Here is a 19,158-nt window from a genome sequence, read left to right as displayed (position 1 = left end):
ACGGTGCCACACCAAAATATTCAGGGCAATCTACCCGACTACTGTCGATCTCATGCCTCGCATCGATCCTGCTCCCACGTACACGATGCGTCAGCTGGCCGCGTTTGTCGCGGTAGCCGAGACCGGAACGATCAGTGCCGCGGCCGAGCGCCTGCACCTCTCTCCTTCCGCCCTGTCCGCGGCGCTCACCGAACTCGAACGCGCGCTCAAAGTTCAACTGTGCGTTCGCCGTCGCTCACTCGGCATTCAACTCACCCGCACCGGTGAAGCGGTTCTGGTGCGCGCCCGGGCGCTACTTCAGCAAGCCGGGGAACTCGAATCCGATGCGCTCGGAACCGGCGGAAGCGTGTCGGGACCCATCGCGATCGGCTGTTATCCCGCTCTGGGGCCGACGGTGTTGCCGTCGATGATCGCCGGGTTCACCCGTGAGAATCCTGACGCGCAGGTGGAGTTCCGCGAGGACACTCAGAATCGGCTCCAGACACATCTCGAGAACGGCGAGTTGGACCTCGCAATCGCTTACGACCTGGACCTGTCTCCACAATTGCGCACAGTTCCGTTGGCCATCCGCGAACCCTTGATCGTCCTGGGTGCAGAACACCCACTCGCGCGGTCCGAGCGACCGATCCATCTTCCGGACCTGGCGGAACACCCGATGGTTCTCCTCGACGCGCCGCCGAGCACCAAACACGCGCTCGACGTCTGTCGCGCAGGCGGATTCGCCCCGAAGGTTGCCTACAGAACTGCGAACTTCGAGACGGCGAGGGCATTTGTCGGCCGTGGCCTCGGCTGGACGCTGCTACTCCAGCGGCCCAAGATCGACGTCACGTACGAGGGGCTCGAGGTGGTCGTCAAGACCATCGCTTCCCCCGCCGTGCCGTCGGTGCACGTAGTTCTCGCTTGGCACCAGAACACTCGCCTCAGCCGCGTCGCACGCGCTTTCATAGAATTCGTTTCACCCTCAGAACCTGCCCAATAGTCCCGCTACCAGGCAGCGGAGCTGGTTCCACGCATTTTCCGTGCAAGAACCTCCAATTCTTTCGCTTTTCAATTGTTGTGGCGCACGTCATTGTTTCTTCAAGCCACATTCATCTCGAAAGGCACTTCATGACCTCCATCGCCTCACCGACCGCAACGCGCGCCGCCGCGACGGTCAAGGCGCGTAAGGCCGCCCTCGGCAGCTTTGTCGGCACCGCCATCGAGTGGTACGACTTCTTCATCTACGGCACCGCCGCCGCACTCGTGCTCGGCAAGCAGTTCTTCCCCGGCACGTCCGATCTGGCCGGCACCCTCGCCGCCTTCGCCACCCTCGCCGTCGGATTCGTCGCGCGTCCCATCGGCGGAATCGTGATGGGCCACTTCGGCGACCGCATCGGACGCAAATCCATGTTGGTCACCTCGTTGATGCTGATGGGCTGCGCCACCGTTGCCATCGGGCTGCTACCCAACTACGCCGCTATCGGCGTCTTTGCCCCCATACTCCTGGTGACCTTGCGATTCGTTCAGGGACTCGGTGTCGGCGGCGAGTGGGGCGGCGCAGTTCTGGTCGCCACCGAAAACGCACCGGAGGGCAGGAAGGGGCTGTACGGCAGCGCACCACAAATCGGTGTTCCCGCAGGCGTACTGGTGGCCAATCTCGTCTATCTCCCCCTCGCCGCCTTCATGGACGACGATGCATTCAACTCCTGGGGATGGCGAATCCCGTTCCTGCTCAGCGCAGTTCTGGTGGGCGTTGCGATGTGGATCCGACTCGGCCTCGAGGAAAGTGACGAGTTCACCGCGTCGAAGTCCGAAGCACCGGCGGAGTCCATGCCGATTCTCGAGGTTCTCACCAGACACTGGAAGACAGTGCTCCTCGCCGGTGGAACCTTCATCGCCACCAACGGAATTGCCTACGCGTACATGGTTTACGTCCTCAAGTACGGCGAGACCGAACTCGGCTTCAGCAAGACCACGATGCTCTTCCTTCTCATCGCATCCTGCCCGTTCTGGATGGCGGGAATGGCTTTCAGCGCTCACAAGTCGGACACTCTCGGACGCCGGACCGTCTACATCCGCAGTTCGATCACCCTGGTAGTGGCGGCAGCGGTGTTCTTTCCGCTGATCGACACAGCGATCGTTCCGGTGATGCTCGTATCGATGATCGCCCTCGGCTTCACGCTCGGCTGCTGCGCCGGCCCACAAGCGGCACTGTTCGCCGAATTGTTTCCCGCACACATCCGCTACAGCGGAGCGTCACTCGGCTACCAGATCGGCGCAATCCTCGGCGGCGGTCTGGCCCCGATGATCGCCACCGCGCTCTACGCCGCCTTCGACACCTCGTTCGCCATCACCGCCTACTTCGTGATCATTGCCGTGATCAGCCTGGTTTCCATCCTGCTGCTCCCGGAACCTCAATTGATCCCGAAAAACACTGCCGCACAGAAAGCCTCGTGACCATGTCGACCTACTTTCATCCGAAGAAGTACGCACCCGAGGACTTCGCCTCCCTGGCGCCTTCGGCCGACGCACTTCCCGTCGTGATCGTCGGAGCCGGCCCCGTCGGCATGGGCGTAGCCATGGGCTTGGCGCAGCGCGGCATTGCCGTCACGATTCTCGAAGCGGCCGATCAGGTCTCGTTCGGCAGTCGCGCGATCTGCGTGTCACGCCACAGCCTCGAAGTTGCCGAACGCCTCGGCTTCGGTGCCGAGCTCGAAGACATCGTTCTGCCGTGGGTGGGTGGTCGGAGTTACTACCGCGATCAGGAAGTACTGCAGTTCCGCATGGCATCCGCCGAGCACGACGCGCGTGGACCCATGGTCAACGTCTCGCAATCCGAGTTCGAGCAGATCATGACCGACAAGCTGCTCGCTCACCCACTGGTGAACTTCCACTGGTCGTCGTCGATCGCCGGCATCTCCGTCGGTGACGACGAGGTGACTCTGACCGTCGACACCGCGTTCGGAACCCGCGAACTGCGCGCGGCGTGGGTCGTTGCCGCCGATGGTGGACGCAGCAAGATGCGCGAACTCAGCGGAATCCGCTTGCAGGGCAACAGCTACGAGGGCAACTACGTCATTGCCGACATTCATTGGGAATCGGAACTCCCGGCCGAGCGTCTGGTGTGGTTCGACGCACCCAGCAACCCGGGGTCCACGATCATCATGCATCGCCAACCACGGGACATCTGGCGCATCGACTACCAGCTCGACGCCTCGGACGATCCGGAAGCGGAGACGCAAGAAGATCGCATCCGTGACCGCATCACGCGTCACCTCGAATGGCTCCAGAGCGACATCCCCTGGACCCTGGAATGGTTCGGCTTCTACCGCGCCCACGCACTCGCTCTGGAAGATTTCACTCACGGCCGTGTGCTTTTTGCCGGCGACGCCGCGCATCTCGTTCCGATCTTCGGTGTTCGCGGCCTGAACTCGGGCATGGAAGACGCCGAGACCTTGGTGTGGCAACTAGCCGCCGTCATCAACGGAGCTGCCGATTCCACCATCCTCGACGCGTATTCGAAGGAACGTCGCAGCGCGTGGCAGCAGAACGTCGACAACGCAGGCAAGTCGACGCTCATCATGTCGCCGGGAAGTCACGGCTACCGGACCACCCGCGATGCCGTACTCGAACTCGCCACCAAGCGAAGCGAATTCGCGCACCTCATCAACCCGCGCCAGTCGAGTGCGACGCACGCCCGGCTCTCCCCGCTGACGTGGCCGACAGCTGCGGGCGCCGAGGGCGTACTACCCGGCGATCCGTTGGAAGACAGGGTCGTCCAGGTCTCGGCGGACGGTTCATCTACCTCCTTGAACAGTCTGCGCGGTACTGGATTCGGCCTGCTGGCTTTCGGACTGTCAGCTGAGCTGGTATCCGAACTCGACACGCAAGCCGAAATCCTTGCTCAGGCCCTTGCACCGGAAACCGTACGCGTGATCACCGTGGGAACTACCGACTCCACGGTTCCCGATGCCGAAGGCAATCTCGCATCTGCCCTCGGCGCTCGTGTCGGCGAGATCTTCGTGATTCGGCCCGACGGACTGGCGCTGTGCCGCATCAGCGATCCCACGCAATTGAACGACGTGGCCAAACACCTCACCGCCGGCACTGCGCCGACGCACTTCGATACGGCACAGTCGGCGACAACTGCGGTGGTCGACGACGAGGGCCACCGCGAACACGTCTGGTTGGCACTGTCGAATGCACTGGATCAGGCTGATCCGTCCGACCGCGAAGCCATGTTGGTGCGCCTTGCCTTGATTCTCGGTTCGCAAGCTACGTCGACGACCTTCGACGTAGCACTGAAAGACGCTGCCCTGAAATCTGCCACGCGATAGTTCAGACACAGCAACTCGGCCGCGCAGGATTGTCCCCTACGCGGCCGAGCGCATTCGCGGATAAAGCGAGTATTCAGTTGACCTCGGCCAATTCCTTTTCTTCCTCAGCGCGCATTTCACGCACGGATCTTCCCCGCTGCGACCTTCCACGTACCAGCGGCGAGACGGTGATCGCCAAGCCCACCAGCGCGACCCCGGTGACCAGGATCAGTCCGGGATGGAACTGCTCGAATCCGGCGGTACCGGCGCCGGACGCGGTGTGCGATCCAGCGGTTACGAGGGCAGTGGTCAGAGCGAGCACGAGCGCCGCACCGACCTGAGCGGAGGTGTTCACCAGCCCGGACGCCAAACCCTGCTCCGAGTCGTCGACACCCGAGGTGGCCTGGGCCATGATCGAGGTGTACCCCAGCGCGAATCCGAGTCCGAGCAGGATGACGCTCGGCAGAATCGCCACGACGTACGACGGTGAATCGCTGCCCGCGAAGAGGAACCAGAGGTACCCGACGCTGAGCGACGTCAGTGCCGCGATGATGAGCTTGGCACTGCCGTACAGGTCGACCAGCCGTCCGACGAACGGTGATCCGAAGGCGACGATGATGCCCGCGGGGAGCAGTGCCATCGCCATCTTCAGGGGCGACCAGCCGAGGGCCGACTGCAGGAAGATCGTCATCATGAACTGGAAGCTCAGGTAGGAACCGAAGAGCGCGATGATGGCCAGATTCGCACGAACAATAGTGCCGACGCGCAGAAGCCCAAGCCGCACAAGCGGATGCGCCACCTTCTTCTCCACGAAGAAGAACGTCGCCAGAAGCACGGCTGCGACGGCGAACGAACCCAGCGTCATCGGGTGTGCCCATCCACGGGTCGGAGCCGAAACCATCGTGTACACCGTGAGAAGCATTCCCGTCACCAGGGTGACGGCGCCGACGAGATCGTGTCCCCCGGTATCTGCGGGACGGTCCCGCGGAATGAGGAAGTACCCACCGATCAGCGCGATGACGGCAAACGGAACCGGCATCAGGAACGTGAATCGCCAACCGGCACTGGTCAACAGCCCACCGAGGATCAGACCGGACGAGTAACCACTGGCGCCGAACACGGAGAACACCGACAGCGCACGGTTACGGGCCGGACCTTCCTTGAACGTCGTGGTGAGAATGGACATTGCGGTCGGAGCGGTGAAGGCCGCGGCCAATCCCTTCACGAATCGTGATGCGATCAGCAGTGTTCCGTTGTCGACAAGGCCACCGACCAGCGAGGCGATTGCGAACACGGTCAGTGCGATCAGGAAGACCTTCCTGCGCCCGAGAAGATCGGCGGTACGTCCACCGAGTAGCAACAGGCCGCCGAATCCGAGGACGTAGCCGTTGATGATCCACTGCAGCGAAGTAGTGGACAGGCCCAGTTCATTGCCGATGGACGGAAGCGCGACGCCCACCATCGACACATCGAGACCGTCGAGGAACAACACGAGGCAGAGCACCGCGAGAATGCCCCACAGCTTGAGGGACCAGCCCTCCCCTGTGGCCGGATCCGAGGATTCCGTAGAAACCGGGGCTTCCGGCGAATCGAATGGTTTGAGTGTCGAGTCTGTGCAAGTCACGTCAGCGAGAATAGATGCACATGCACATACTGCACAAGCATTTAATGCAATTGCACGTAATCGAGTCTTCAACTAGAATGCGGTCGTGACGTCGGAATCCGAATTGCGCAACACCTGGCGCTCGCTGTCGACCAGCTACAACGACATCGCGTGCGAACTCGATCGCCAGATGCAGTCGGCGCATGGGCTGAGCATGAGCGACTTCGAGGCTCTCGACCGACTCATGGACGCCACGTGCGAACGTCCACGCATGCAGGAGCTTGCCTCGGAGATGTACCTGAGTCCCAGCGCGCTCTCCCGTAGCGTGGCCCGTCTCGAGAAGGCCGGACTGGTTCAGCGAGCACTGTGCGAGGCCGACCGGCGCGGAGTCTTCGTCGACGTCACCGACAAAGGACGTCAGGTACACGCGGACGCCAGCAAAATCCAACTGGCCGTACTGGATTCACGCCTGCGCGAGCAGTAGCCACACGTCAGCGGAGCACAACACAGCGCCCGGCCACCGGGCGAGGGCCGTTCCGGACTAGACTGAGCACATACCGACGCGCCTTTCTGTTGCCGTCGGCGATCGACAGCAGCGCAGCCAGCACGCTTTCACGCGGTCCTGGCCGAGGCAATCTGCCAGCGTTCCTGCGGCTTCTGCTAGTCCCTCAGGCTCCTGCCTGACATCTCTACCTGCTCCTATCGAGAGATACACAATTGAACAACGCACGCACCCTTGGAGTCATCGGACAGTCGAGCAAACCGGCAGAACGCCGGTTGCCGATCCATCCTGCGCATTTCGATCGCATCGATGCCGAACTACGTTCTCGGATCTACCTCGAAGAAGGCTACGGCCACCCCTTCGGCTACTCCGACGACTACCTCTCGCGCCTCGTTGCCGGAATCCGCACGCGCAAGCAGATTTTGGCGGAAACCGATGTGGTTCTGCTACCGAAGCCGTTGGTGCGTGACCTCGCCGAGCTACGATCAGGTCAGGTTCTCTGGGGCTGGCCGCACTGTGTCCAGGACACCGAACTGACACAGATCGCGATCGACAAGAAACTGACTCTCATCGCCTTCGAGGCCATGAACTTCTGGCACAGCGACGGATCGTTCAATCTGCATGTGTTCCACAAGAACAACGAGCTCGCCGGTTATTGCTCGGTACTGCACGCCCTGCAGTTGATCGGTTCCACCGGTGATTACGGCCGGCGTCTCACCGCTGCCGTGATCGGTTTCGGAGCCACTGCACGCGGCGCGGTCACAGCACTCAAGGCGCACGGTATCCACGAAGTGGACGTCCTCACCCAGCGTGGAGTCACCGCCGTCAGCTCCCCCATCCACTCGGCGCGCATGGTCTCGTTCGACAACAACAACGGTGACGTCCGTGGCAGCCACGTCATGCTCGACAACCACAGCGTGCCGGTGCCCGGTTTCTTGGCCGAGCACGACATCGTCGTCAACTGCGTACTGCAGAACACGGACGCCCCACTGACGTTCCTGACCGAGGAAGACCTCATGGACTTCCAACCCGGCAGCCTCATCGTGGACGTCTCGTGCGACGAAGGCATGGGCTTCAGTTGGGCTCGCCCCACCTCGTTTGCCGAGCCGACCTTCATCGTCGGTGACAACATCACCTACTACGGTGTCGACCACAGTCCGTCATACCTGTGGAACTCCGCGTCGTGGGAGATCAGCGAATCACTTCTTCCCTACCTGCCCACTGTGATGGCAGGAGAGACGGCCTGGAAGGCAGACGAGACCGTCGACCGCGCCATCGAAATCCGTGACGGCGTCATCGTGAATCCCGCCATTACGCGTTTCCAGCACCGTTCGGCGGACTACCCGCACGCTGTCATCGCGGAGTAGGCGCCCCGATCAGGCCTGGCCGGCTGCCGCGTTGATCGGTGCCATGTCGAAATAGTCGCGCCAGGCTTTGATCTTTCCGTCCTCGACTTCGAACACCCCCATGACCGGGAGCGCTACCTCGGCGCCGTTGATGGTGAAGACGTCGATGCGCTCGTTCATGACGGTGTTGCCGTCCGCGACCTGACGCTTGATCTGAAAGTCGATGTTGCCGAAGGCACCGACAAACTGCTCGATGAACGCCCGGACGGCCTCGCGACCGACCACGGGCTCCATCGGGATGTTGTGATAAACGACGTCATCGGTGAAGTAGTCGACAATTTTCGCGACATCGGCATTTGCCCACAGTGCGCAGAATTCGGTGACCAGCTTGTCCGGTGTCATTGTGTGCCAGCCTCTTTCGAATCGTCTTCGTGGGGTTCGATGATTGCCAGGATGCTTTCGATCTCGCCTGCCGGTATCCCGAAGTACTCGGTCACGAAAACCGTGACGGCCGGTGCCTGGCCAGGTGTTCCGAGGTCGAGCAGATACCGGGCTACGACGCTCTCGCCCCACTCACGCAGCGCGAGTTCACGTATCGCCACGATTCCGCGATATTGCTGGCCTTGTTCGAGCTCGTTGCTGATGAAGGCGCCGCTGTCACCGGTTCGCTGACCGTTCTCGACCCGCCAGGCGTCGGCGGCGAAGCGGACCTTCGTTGCGTCATGAGTGAGCAATGCGTTCACGTATTCACGCGCCATGGCGACGCGTCCGCTGACCGCAGACTCCGTGGAGTGCTTGGCAATTGCGCCCAGGATCGACTCCGACAACTCCGGTCGGCAGATCACGAGATCCGGCAGGTACGGATGAGATTCGTTGTAGAGCAGCGGCGAACCGTCGATGCGGCTGCAATACAGTCCCGCCGCCTGTGCGACGCCGACGGGTGCAGCCGAATCCCATTCCCACTGCCCACCGGCGTGCAGGTACGCGTCGACCTCGCCGCGCACCACCGCCATCGCCTTGGCGCCGGCCGATCCCATGTGCACCACGTCGGCGCCGAGTTCGGCTGCCACCGCTTCGGTGAATGCGGGTGGTCGCGATCCGCTGACTACTACGCGGAGCGGCGAGTTGGCGGCAACCGAAGCTGCCTCGTCGTCACTGGAGTACACCGCTCCGAGCGCCGGCTGAGCAACCGCGGCTGCGGTAATTCCGCGACCGCGCTCCCAAAGCGCCACGTGCACTGCCCAATCCGCATGATTCGGCAAGCCGTATTCCTTGGAGCCGTCCAGCGGATCGATGATCCAGACCCGAGCTGCATCCAGACGACTGCGATCGTCGGCAGATTCCTCAGAGAGCACGGCATCGCCCGGCCGCTCGGCAGCCAACCGGTCGAGGATGTAGGAATCGGCGGCCTTGTCGCCCCGGCGGCCCAGTTCACGACCGTCGTCGACACCCAGACCCTCGGCTCGGATCCCCAGGAGGATCGCACCGGCGGCCTGCGCCAATTCCGCCGCGAGTGCCTCGTCGGCGATTCTGCTGTGTGTGGATTCGCTCACCGGTCCAACACTTCCATAATTCGCAGCGCAAGTTCGGTAGGCGTTCCGTCTTCGGGTCTGATCACCAGCTCGGGACTTGTCGGAGCTTCGTAGGGATCGTCGACTCCGGTGAATCCCGTGATTTCCCCGGCCCTGGCCTTGGCGTACATGCCCTTGGGGTCTCGGGCTTCACATTGCTCGATCGGGGTGTCGACGTAGACCTCGACGAACTTCAGCCCGGCGGCCTCGTGCGCCGCCCGCACTCGATCACGATCTGCGCGGTACGGGCTGATCAGGCAGGCCACTGCCACTGCACCTGAATCAGCGAACAACTGCGCCACCGAGCCGACTCGGCGGACGTTCTCGGCGCGGTCATCGGCACTGAATCCCAGATCCGCGTTCAATCCGTGCCGGAGGTTGTCGCCGTCGAGGCGGTACGCCGGGATACCCGCGGCCACCAACCGCCGCTCGAGTTCCACCGCGATCGTCGACTTACCCGAGGCCGAGAGACCGGTGAGCCAGACGGTGGCGCCGGCAGTCGCACGTTCCTCGCGAGAAACCTCCGAACTGTGCCAGACGACGCGCGATTCCTTGAGTGTCGGACCGTTGATCATTCCGGCGGCGACGGTATTGCCCGTGGTCTCGTCCACGAGAATGAAGCTGCCCGTCACGCGGTTGCGGCGGTAGGGATCGAACATCAACGGCTGCTGCGTCTTGATCGAGATGCGGCCGATCTCGTTGAGGGACAGAGATTCTGCCTTCTCGTCGCGGTGCAGAGAATTGACGTCCAGCCGGTAGTCGAGCTTGACGATCTGCGCTTTCGTGGAGCGCGTGGTGTGCAGCAACGAGTAGCGATTGTTCTCCGACAGAGTTGTCTGTTCGGTCAACCAACAGACCATCGCATCGATTTCCTGCCCGACCTGCGGCCGGTTGTTGAGCCGACACAATTGGTCCCCGCGGCTGACGTCGAGGTCGTCGGTCAGCTCGATGCATACGGCCGAGGGCGCAAACGCTTCGTCGATCACGTCACCACCCGGCCCGTGGACTGCCTTCACCGTCGAGGTGAATCCTGAAGGCAAAGCCACGATTTCGTCGCCGGGCTTGAAGACGCCACTGGCCACCGTTCCGGCGTATCCACGGAAATCGTGGAGGTCGGCGTCGGTCTGCTTCTGCGGACGGATCACGTACTGCACCGGGAAACGCGCGTCGATCAAATTGCGATCCGACGCGATGTGCACCTGCTCGAGATGGTGCAGCAGAGAAGGCCCGTCGTACCAGGACATGTTCTCGGTCCGGGCAACGATGTTGTCCCCCAACAGCGCCGAGACCGGAATGAACGTCAGGTCGTGGACGTCCAACTTGATCGCGAACTGTCGGAATTCTTCCTTGATCTCCTCGAACCGTTCCTGAGACCAGCCCACGAGGTCCATTTTGTTCACACACAGCACGAGGTGCGGTATCCCCAGGAGAGTGGACAAGAAGGCGTGCCGCCGCGTCTGTTCGAGCACCCCTTTGCGAGCATCCACCAGGATCAGGGCAAGGTCGGCCGTCGACGCGCCGGTCACCATGTTGCGGGTGTACTGCTCGTGCCCGGGAGTGTCCGCGATGATGAACTTCCGATGAGGGGTCGCGAAATACCGGTGGGCCACGTCGATCGTGATGCCCTGTTCACGCTCGGCGCGCAATCCGTCGGTCAGTAGCGCGAGGTTGGCGTACTCGTCGCCGCGTTCTCGACTGCTCCGTTCCACGGCCTCGAGTTGGTCCTCGAAGATCGACTTGGAGTCGTAGAGCAACCGGCCGATGAGTGTCGATTTTCCGTCGTCGACACTGCCCGCTGTAGCGACTCTCAGCAGTTGCGGCATCAGAAGTACCCCTCTTTCTTACGATCTTCCATGCCAGCTTCGGAAATCCGGTCATCAGCTCTGGTTGCGCCACGCTCCGTGATACGGCTCGCCGCAACTTCTTCCACGACAGCGCCCGGTGTTTCGGCCGACGATTCGACACATCCGGTACACGTTGCGTCGCCGACCGTACGGAAGCGCACCAACGCCTCGTAGGACTCTTCGCCGGCGCGAAGCTCGAGGAAACGGGTGCGTGCCAACAACATTCCGTCGCGTGGAACCACCTCGCGACGATGGGCGTAGTAGATGCCGGGGAGGTCGATCTGCTCGCTCTCGATGTACTGCCAGATGTCGAGCTCTGTCCAGTTCGAGAGCGGGAAGATCCGAATATGTTCGCCCTTACGGTGTTTGCCGTTGTACAGGTTCCACAGTTCAGGTCGCTGCACCTTCGGATCCCATTGCCCGAACTCGTCCCGGAAGCTGAACACCCTCTCTTTGGCGCGCGCCTTCTCCTCGTCTCGGCGAGCACCACCGAACACGGCGTCGAACTTGTTGTCGCGAATTCCGCGCAGCAACGCGTGCGTCTGGAGGCGATTGCGACTGGAACCGACTCCGGTGTCCTCGATGACGCGACCGGCGTCGATGTCGTCCTGCACGCTGGAGACGACAAGACGCAGGTTGAAGCGATCGACCGTCTGATCGCGGAATTCGATCACCTCGTCGAAATTGTGACCGGTGTCGACGTGCATCACAGCGAACGGCAGTGGGGCAGGCCAGAATGCCTTGGCCGCTACGTGCAGCATCACGACGGAATCCTTACCTCCGGAGAACAGGAGGACCGGCTTTTCGAAAGTCGCTGCGACTTCGCGGAAAATATGGACCGCCTCCGCTTCGAGTGCTCGCAGATGCGACAACTCGTAGGCGGGCGGGGTCTGGAGTGTTGCCATGTCTTTCGCTCCTGAGCATCACGTACTCCGTGCGGAACACCATTTCCGCATCGGTACATTTATGTACCGGACTGGTTCTAAATTGAACGCAATCACAGAATAGAACTCGTTCTACCCAAAGGTCAATGACCGGCAATAAGACGTCACAGACCGCGAACCGGACTCCTGCCACCAACTTCCGCCGTCACCGCATCCGCCGCCGCAACCAGCACCGCGGCGCGGCGCTCGATCTCGGCGCCCGTGATCGCCCCACCCACATAAAGTGTCAGCACAAGGGCCTGATGCCCCTCGGCGTCGTAGGTCGGGGCCGCGATGAGACTGACGGGATGCTCGTCGTCAGAGCTGATGTCGCGTCCGAGATACACCCTCTCGCCCAGGCTCGACACCATCTCACCGAGCAGTTCACGCACCTCCGGCGGAAGATCGTGCGTCGCAACGCCCGCCATCAGCGTGTGCAGTCGCTGCCCGACGGGATCCAGACTCTCGACCAGATATCCCGCAGCCCGACACTCGCGGACCACGTTCCACAGACGCTCGCGATCCAAGCGCACCGGCAGGCTCGGCTCTTTGCTCAGCCAACTGTCCATGTCGTGATCCGAACCCCAGAGGACGTACATCAGCCCGACCGGCGGAGCGAACGGGTACACCTGACCGACCTTGGCAGCGCGACGCGCGCCGATCGGTCCGGTCACTTCGAGAACGCTGATCTGATCACCGATCACACCGGACGCCGTGCACGTCGTCCCGAACTCCGTGCTCACTTTCTCCAGATGGGTACGGGCAATGGGTCCGACGGCAAATCCTCGCTGAGCTGCACGTCCGGCCGCGATCAAGGCCGGACCGAGCCCATAGGTCTTCGACACCTCGTCCCGAGTCAGGTATCCACGATCAGCCAGCGCCGTGAGGATTCCCAAGCAGGTGGGCTTGCTGATCTCGACCGCGCGGGCCAGTTCCGACAGCCCGAACCGCTGATCAGGGCGGCCGACGAGGTAGTCGAGCACCTGAACCACCCGTTCGGTGGGAGGCGATTGTCTCCCCCTCGGGCGTCCCTCTTCAGGCGTCTTCTCCGGTCCACCCATTGACCACTCCCTAGAACGCGTTCTATTGTCGAAATACCCAACATCTACCAAATAGGTACATATTTGTACCACGACGCTCTGGACCGGCGACATAGTCGGAACTGTGAGGAGCCAGCGTGCTGACGGACCCGTTTGCCGAGGCGATCGCCGAAGCCGAGAAATTGATCGAGACTGCGCCGCACATCAGATCCGAACAGGATCTACTGGAGGGATACCAATATCTGGCCGGCGGAATCATCGCGACGACGCATGCCGCCTGGGCCGGCGAAAAGACCCATCCGAGTTTCATTCAGGGCACCGGACCATTCACCAAGATGGGCCTCGACAACCCCGACACTCTGTACTTCGGCGCCCGTATCAACGACGACAAGGAATACAAGGTCACCGGAAAGCGCGGCACCACAGCCGATCTCAGCTTCCAGGTGTTGAGTGGGAACTACACCAACTCGAACGTTCCCGGCAGCGAAATCGCCTTCGACGACCGCGAGCTGGAGATAGACGACGACGGTAACTTCGTCGCTTGGTTCGGCCCCGGCCCTGCCGACGGCCGAGCCAACTACTACACCCTGGCGCCCGGATCCTCGCAGCTGGTCGTTCGCGAGGTCTACAGCGACTGGAGTCAGCAGCGCGGCGTGATCCGCATCGAGCGCACCGATTCGATCGGGATCGCGCCGCCACCTCTTACCGCCGAAGAGACCGAGAAGCGTTACGCCCGGGCTGGGAAGGCACTGGTCACGCGGGTCAAGACGTGGCTCCAGTTCCCGGAGTGGTTCTACCTCAAGCTCGCGGTCAACACCATGACCGAACCACGCCTGACACCGGGCGGGCTGGCAACGCAGTACTCGTCGGTGGGACATTACGAACTCACCGACGAGCAGGCGATGATCATCACCGTTCCCGCCTCCGACGCACCGTATCTCGGCTTCCAACTGGGGAGCCTCTGGTACATCTCACTGGACTACGTCAATCATCAGACCTCCCTCAACAACGGCCAGGCACAGGTCGATCCGGACGGGATGGTTCGAATGGTGGTCAGCGAGAAGAACCCCGGTGTCACAAACTGGATCGAAACCGTCGGACATCCGCGCGGCATTCTGCAGTTCCGTTGGCAGCGCGTGTCCCGCGAGCTGACACCGCAGGACGGTCCCACCGTCGAAATCGTCGCCGTTGCAGATATTGCGAAGCACCTGCCGCATTTCGACACCAACGCCATCACCGCCGAGGACTGGGCAGCGCGCATTGCCCAGCGCCAGGCCGCCATCGACAACCGAATGCTGGGGTAATCATGACCGCCTTGCTCGAAGACCGTGTAGTAGTCATCTCCGGAGTCGGCCCGGCACTCGGCCGCGCTCTGGCCCTTCGATGTGCGTCGGCCGGCGCGAGTCTTGTTCTCGCAGCACGTACGCAATCGCGACTCGACGACGTTGCGAAAGAAATAGTCGATGCCGGTGGGCGCGCCGTCACCGTTGCCACCGACATCACCGACCAGGCTTCCGCCGAGAATCTGGTGGCCGAGTCCATTGCCGCCTACGGCAAAGTGGACACTCTGATCAACAATGCATTCTCGATTCCGTCGATGAAACCGTTGGCTCGCACCGATTACCAGCACATCCGCGACAGCATCGAACTGACCGTTCTCGGGGCGTTGCGCCTGACTCAGCTGTTCACGCCGGCACTTGCCGAGTCGGACGGCTCCGTGGTGAACATCAATTCGATGGTGTTGCGGCATTCGCAAGAGCGTTACGGCAGCTACAAGATGGCGAAGTCGGCCCTGCTCGCCATGTCGCAGTCCCTGGCCACCGAACTCGGCCCGCAGGGAATTCGTGTCAATTCGATTGCACCCGGCTATATCTGGGGTGACACCCTCAAGGGATACTTCGCGCACCAGGCGGAGAAGTTCGGCATGACTGTCGAGCAGATCTACGAGCACACTGCGTCGAACACCGACCTCAAGCGCCTGCCGACGACGGATGAAGTATCCGATGCGGCGATCTTCCTGGCGTCCCCGATGGCCAGCGCGATCACCGGCCAATGCATCGACGTCAACTGCGGCGAATTCCATCACTAGGAGCACCATGACTGAACGCACTCACGTCGGCACCGTCGAGGATCTCCATGCCTCGGCGACGCGGATGACCGGCCTGACGGACTTCGGCGTCGACGATTACACCGAGGCTCTGTCGGTCCTGCTCGAGTCCTACGACCGCGACGAGGATCTGACGCCCTTCGGCAGCAAGATCTCTCGGGTATTCCTTCGCGGCGCCCTGGTGGCCCGTCTCCTCAGCGAATCGGCGTGGAAGGAGCATCCGGAACACGCCGACGTCAAGATCGAGCGGCCGATCTTCGTCACCGGATTGCCACGCACGGGCACCACTGCCTTGCACCGCCTCCTCACGGTCGACCCGGCTCACCAGGGCCTCGAGATGTGGCTGACCGAGTTCCCTCAGCCTCGCCCGCCTCGCGATACGTGGGAATCGAACCCGGTCTTCGCCAAGATCGAGGAGACATTCGGTCAACACCACGTCGAGCATCCCGAATTCATGGGCGTGCACTACATGTCGGCCAGCGAAGTCGAAGAATGTTGGCAACTCTTGCGTCAGACGTTCAAGTCCGTGTCGTACGAGTGTCTGGCCAATCTACCCACGTACTCCGCATGGCTGAAGGACCAGGAGTGGTCGAACGCCTATGCACGACACAAGAAGAACCTGCAGCTGATCGGTCTGCCCGATCAGGATCGACGGTGGGTCCTCAAGAACCCGAGCCACCTGTTCGCGCTCGACGAATTGATGGAGGCGTACCCCGACGCTCTCGTCATCCAGACTCACCGCTCCCCTACGACGATCATTCCGTCGGTATGCAGCCTGGCCGCCCAGGCGACAGAGGGTTGGTCGAACACGTTCACCGACAAGGTGATCGGCGAAAGTCAGCTCGAATTGTGGGCCAGGGGGCTCGAGCAGTTCGACAGTGCACGCGCACACCACAATCCCGCACAGTTCATCGACGTCGACTATCAGGACTTCGTCACCGATCCGCTGGGAACCGTCGAGAACATCTACACGCACTTCGACATTCCGTTGACATCTACTGCGCAGCAGTCGATGGAGGCAATGCACGAGGAAAGCCGCTCCGGTGCTCGCAAACCGTCGCACAAGTACACGCTCGAGGAATTCGGCCTGACGAAGGAGCAGGTGGAGGAGCGATTCGGAGCTCGCTGACCACGGTTGGTCGACGACCTTGCTGACGACCTTGCTGACGACTGAAGCCCCGCCGAACGACGGGGGCTTCAGTAGGAAACTCGGTCAGCTGCTGAAATGCTCACCGAGCAACCGATCCAACTCCGTCGGCGCCTCGTCGGGGATCCAGTGGCTCACACCCCGGAGAACTTCGAACCGGTACGGACCGTCGACAAACGCGTGGGTGAGCGCAGACCCTTTGGGGCCGATGGCGGCGTCGCCGTCACTCCAGACGTGCAGGGTCGGCACGGTGACCCTGGCAGTTGCGGGGTTCGGCTTGGTCATCCACATCGCGCGATACCAGTTCAGACCGCCGCGTAGCCGACCGGGAGCCAGCATGGCGTTCAGATCGCGCCGCGCGTTCTCCGGCGTCTGCCCGCTCGAAATCAGGAACTTTTCACCTGCCGACGTGGAGGACAGAATCTTCTCGGGGACGAAGGGCAATTGGAACGCCCCCATGTACCACGACTTCAGTCCCTGTGTGCTGGTCACCATCGCCTTGACGAACGCGAGTGGGTGCGGAACCGACACCGCGGTCACGGTATCGAGCAAGTCCGGCCGTTCGGCGGCCACCTGCCATGCGACTGCGGCACCCCAGTCGTGGCCGACCAGGTGCACTTTGCCCACCCCGAGTGCGTCGATCAGTGCGACAGTGTCAGCAGCTAGTTCGGACCCGCGGTACGCCCAGCGCGCTTTCGGCCGCGCGCCGGGTGAGTACCCTCGCTGATCCGGTGCGACGGTCCGGAAGCCGCGGGCGTGTAGTAGCGGTGCGAGCTGATCCCACGAGCTCGAATCCTGCGGAAATCCGTGCAGGAGAACCACGACCGGACCGTCGGCGGGTCCTTCGTCGCGTACGTCGAAGGTCAGCCCGGACCGGGAGTACGAGGTGAGGCGATCCGCCGGTGTAGTCATAGCGCCACGCTAGTCTTCGCGGCCCGCGTAATCGGAGCCTTTTCACCGGCGCGCAGGAACTGGCCTGTCTTTTCGATGCCGAATCCGGGGGCGAATTCGCCGTCGCGGTAGACGAGTCGGCCGTTGATCACTGTCGCGACGGCCGCATCGTCGCTGCGGTTGACCATTCGACTGATCCCGCCGTACTCGGGCACCTTTGCCTCGAACAACCCGTCCACCGACTCGTCGAGCCCGGCCGGATCGATGACAACGAAGTCCGCTCGGTCACCCTGGCGTAGATGCCCCGCGTCGATGCCGTACCAGTCCGCCAATTCGCCCGTCAGGCGGTGGATTGCGCGCTCGATGGTCAGGAACGGCTTACGGTCACTCTGAGCGTCCTTGACGCGCTTGAGGAGTCGCACCGGGTAGTTGTAGAACGCCATGTTGCGCAGATGCGCGCCGGCATCGCCGAAGCCCATCTGCACACCGGAACTCGCGGCGAGCTTCTTCGCGAACTTGGGCCGGTGATTGGCAATGGTGGTGCGCCAGCGAAGATCTCGCCCGTACTTCACCACCAGATCGAGGTACGCATCAACCGGGTGCACTCCGCGGATGTCACCGACCTGACCGAAGTTCTTGCCGATCAACGTCTCGTCCGGGCATCCCACGATGACGGCGTCGTAGAAATTGCGGTGCCAGATGCGCGGTGAGAACTTGTTGTCGTAGTCCTTACGGAATGCGCGACGGTACGACTCGTCCTGGAGCAGTTCGTTGCGCTCCACCTGGTCCTTGAGGTGCAAAGCGGCGGCGCCGGCACCGAACTCCTCGAACACGACGAGGTCGATTCCATCCGCGTAGACCGTGAAGGGAACCGGAAGGTGCTGCCACTTGAAATCGGTCTTGGCGAAGCGATTGAGCAGTGGGGCCGCAGCGAGCATGAAGTACACGATCACCGGGTAGGCCTTCGAATCCGCACCGGAGAGCAGCGACGTCTTGAGCGGCTTCTTACGTCCGATCGCGGAGCTTTCGGCGAAGAACGCCGCGACGTTCGGATGCAGGTTGATGGTCGGAGCGCTCTGCAAGATCTTGCCGCGATCGCGAAGGATGCGGTTGAGGAATCGGAACTCTTTCCACCGTGCATACGTCGACGGCAAAGAGCGAGAACGGTATTCGTCGCCGTCGATCTTGTCGAGGGCATTGGTCATCGACGACAGGCCCAGCATCCCAGCATCGATGGCGTCCTCGAGCATCGAGCCCATCCGGCCGAGTTCCGAGCGAGTCGGCTTGACCTTCTTGTCGGTACCGCGCCCCAGTCCGAGTACGTGCGTGCGGATGTCGGAATGACCGATGAAGGCCGCGACATTGGGTCCGAGGGGAAGGGCTTCGAGGGCGGCGGTGTACGCCGCGGGACCGGTCCAGGTCTTGTTCGCTTCGAGGATGCGCAGCACCGCGTCGTGGGGAACTGCTTCGACCCGGCTGAACAGATCCGCAATCTCGCGCGGGGTCGAATACACCGTCGACAGCGAGCAATTGCCGAGCACGACCGTCGTGACGCCGTGGCGAACCGATTCCGGAAGCCCTGGACTGACCAAGGCTTCGGCGTCGTAGTGCGTGTGGACGTCGACAAAACCCGGGAGAACCCACTTGCCGGCCGCGTCGATCACCTCGGTGTCCGGCCCGATCTCCAGGCTCGTCGTGGACACCTCCGCGACCACGCCGTCTCGAATTCCGAGATTACGACGCAGACCTGGAGCCCCCGTCCCGTCGAACCACAACCCGTCGTTGACCACGATGTCGAAAGCAGACACTGTCGGACTCCTCGCCTCACGTATGTGTTACCTCACGTTATAGACAGCGTTGAGTAAAAGTCAATGAACCATTCGAACCAA

Annotated in this window: 16 protein-coding genes; 8 read left to right on the top strand and 8 right to left on the bottom strand. The window is 62.2% G+C overall.

Going from position 1 to position 19,158, the window contains the following annotated elements; genetic code table 11:
* Positions 1-52: 52 nt before the first annotated feature.
* From YH3_RS22445 to YH3_RS22435, 3 genes are all read left to right on the top strand, one after another.
* A complete protein-coding gene (locus tag YH3_RS22445) occupies positions 53-979 on the top strand; it encodes a LysR substrate-binding domain-containing protein (RefSeq protein WP_064444077.1) in 927 nt (308 codons plus the stop codon).
* Between the two features lie 128 nt (positions 980-1,107).
* Positions 1,108-2,436 (top strand): MFS transporter, encoded by a 1,329-nt coding sequence (locus YH3_RS22440; protein WP_007726181.1) that lies wholly within the window; start codon positions 1,108-1,110, stop codon positions 2,434-2,436.
* Between the two features lie 2 nt (positions 2,437-2,438).
* Entirely contained in the window at positions 2,439-4,316 is a 1,878-nt protein-coding gene (locus tag YH3_RS22435; RefSeq protein WP_064444260.1) for an FAD-dependent monooxygenase, read from the top strand.
* 73 nt (positions 4,317-4,389) lie between these two features.
* Here the strand turns inward: YH3_RS22435 and YH3_RS22430 are convergent, their stop codons facing one another.
* Positions 4,390-5,919, bottom strand: coding sequence for an MFS transporter (locus YH3_RS22430; protein WP_007726177.1), 1,530 nt, complete (start codon positions 5,917-5,919; stop codon positions 4,390-4,392).
* Positions 5,920-6,004: 85 nt separating this feature from the next.
* On the opposite strand from YH3_RS22430, the gene YH3_RS22425 reads away from it, so the two are divergent.
* Together YH3_RS22425 and YH3_RS22420 are read left to right on the top strand one after the other, a co-directional pair.
* Entirely contained in the window at positions 6,005-6,382 is a 378-nt protein-coding gene (locus YH3_RS22425) for a MarR family winged helix-turn-helix transcriptional regulator (RefSeq protein WP_003941367.1), read from the top strand.
* Positions 6,383-6,615: 233 nt separating this feature from the next.
* Complete coding sequence (locus YH3_RS22420) at positions 6,616-7,767, top strand: N(5)-(carboxyethyl)ornithine synthase (protein WP_003941354.1); 1,152 nt, start codon at positions 6,616-6,618, stop codon at positions 7,765-7,767.
* A gap of 9 nt (positions 7,768-7,776) precedes the next feature.
* On the opposite strand, the gene YH3_RS22415 is transcribed toward YH3_RS22420, so the two are convergent.
* From YH3_RS22415 to YH3_RS22395, 5 genes are all read right to left on the bottom strand, one after another.
* The gene (locus YH3_RS22415) at positions 7,777-8,148 is read right to left on the bottom strand and encodes a nuclear transport factor 2 family protein (RefSeq protein ID WP_054781941.1); all 372 of its coding nucleotides are present in this window, start codon (positions 8,146-8,148) and stop codon (positions 7,777-7,779) included.
* Positions 8,145-9,299 carry a 3'(2'),5'-bisphosphate nucleotidase CysQ gene (locus YH3_RS22410; protein ID WP_064444076.1) on the bottom strand — a complete coding sequence of 385 codons (1,155 nt, stop codon included), beginning with the start codon at positions 9,297-9,299 and terminating at the stop codon, positions 8,145-8,147. Before YH3_RS22410 ends, YH3_RS22415 begins: the two co-directional genes overlap by 4 nt.
* Positions 9,296-11,140, bottom strand: a complete 1,845-nt coding sequence (cysC, locus tag YH3_RS22405; protein ID WP_042923180.1) for an adenylyl-sulfate kinase — start codon at positions 11,138-11,140, stop codon at positions 9,296-9,298. Before cysC ends, YH3_RS22410 begins: the two co-directional genes overlap by 4 nt.
* Entirely contained in the window at positions 11,140-12,066 is a 927-nt protein-coding gene (gene cysD / locus YH3_RS22400) for a sulfate adenylyltransferase subunit CysD (protein ID WP_003941285.1), read from the bottom strand. Before cysD ends, cysC begins: the two co-directional genes overlap by 1 nt.
* Positions 12,067-12,209: 143 nt before the next feature.
* Positions 12,210-13,145, bottom strand: a complete 936-nt coding sequence (locus tag YH3_RS22395; protein WP_064444075.1) for a helix-turn-helix domain-containing protein — start codon at positions 13,143-13,145, stop codon at positions 12,210-12,212.
* 116 nt (positions 13,146-13,261) lie between these two features.
* On the opposite strand from YH3_RS22395, the gene YH3_RS22390 reads away from it, so the two are divergent.
* Genes YH3_RS22390 through YH3_RS22380 form a run of 3 tightly spaced genes read left to right on the top strand, consistent with a single transcriptional unit; the run spans position 13,262 to position 16,360 of the window.
* The gene (locus YH3_RS22390) at positions 13,262-14,428 is read left to right on the top strand and encodes a hypothetical protein (protein ID WP_030537322.1); all 1,167 of its coding nucleotides are present in this window, start codon (positions 13,262-13,264) and stop codon (positions 14,426-14,428) included.
* A gap of 2 nt (positions 14,429-14,430) precedes the next feature.
* The gene (locus YH3_RS22385; RefSeq protein WP_007726165.1) at positions 14,431-15,213 is read left to right on the top strand and encodes an SDR family oxidoreductase; all 783 of its coding nucleotides are present in this window, start codon (positions 14,431-14,433) and stop codon (positions 15,211-15,213) included.
* A gap of 7 nt (positions 15,214-15,220) precedes the next feature.
* On the top strand, positions 15,221-16,360 hold the full coding sequence (locus tag YH3_RS22380) for a sulfotransferase (RefSeq protein ID WP_007726163.1): 1,140 nt from the start codon (positions 15,221-15,223) through the stop codon (positions 16,358-16,360).
* A gap of 84 nt (positions 16,361-16,444) precedes the next feature.
* Here YH3_RS22380 and YH3_RS22375 read toward each other — a convergent pair whose 3' ends face one another.
* Positions 16,445-17,290, bottom strand: coding sequence for an alpha/beta fold hydrolase (locus YH3_RS22375; RefSeq protein WP_064444074.1), 846 nt, complete (start codon positions 17,288-17,290; stop codon positions 16,445-16,447).
* A complete protein-coding gene (locus YH3_RS22370; RefSeq protein WP_064444073.1) occupies positions 17,287-19,077 on the bottom strand; it encodes an amidohydrolase family protein in 1,791 nt (596 codons plus the stop codon). The genes YH3_RS22375 and YH3_RS22370 overlap by 4 nt, the downstream gene beginning before the upstream one ends.
* Between the last annotated feature and the right edge of the window lie 81 nt (positions 19,078-19,158).

It is taken from the genome of Rhodococcus sp. YH3-3 (assembly GCF_001653035.1).
GTDB classification, from domain to species: domain Bacteria; phylum Actinomycetota; class Actinomycetes; order Mycobacteriales; family Mycobacteriaceae; genus Rhodococcus_F; species Rhodococcus_F qingshengii.
The sequence above is the reverse complement of the archived record's forward strand: the minus strand, read 5'-3'. Positions and strand labels throughout refer to the sequence as shown.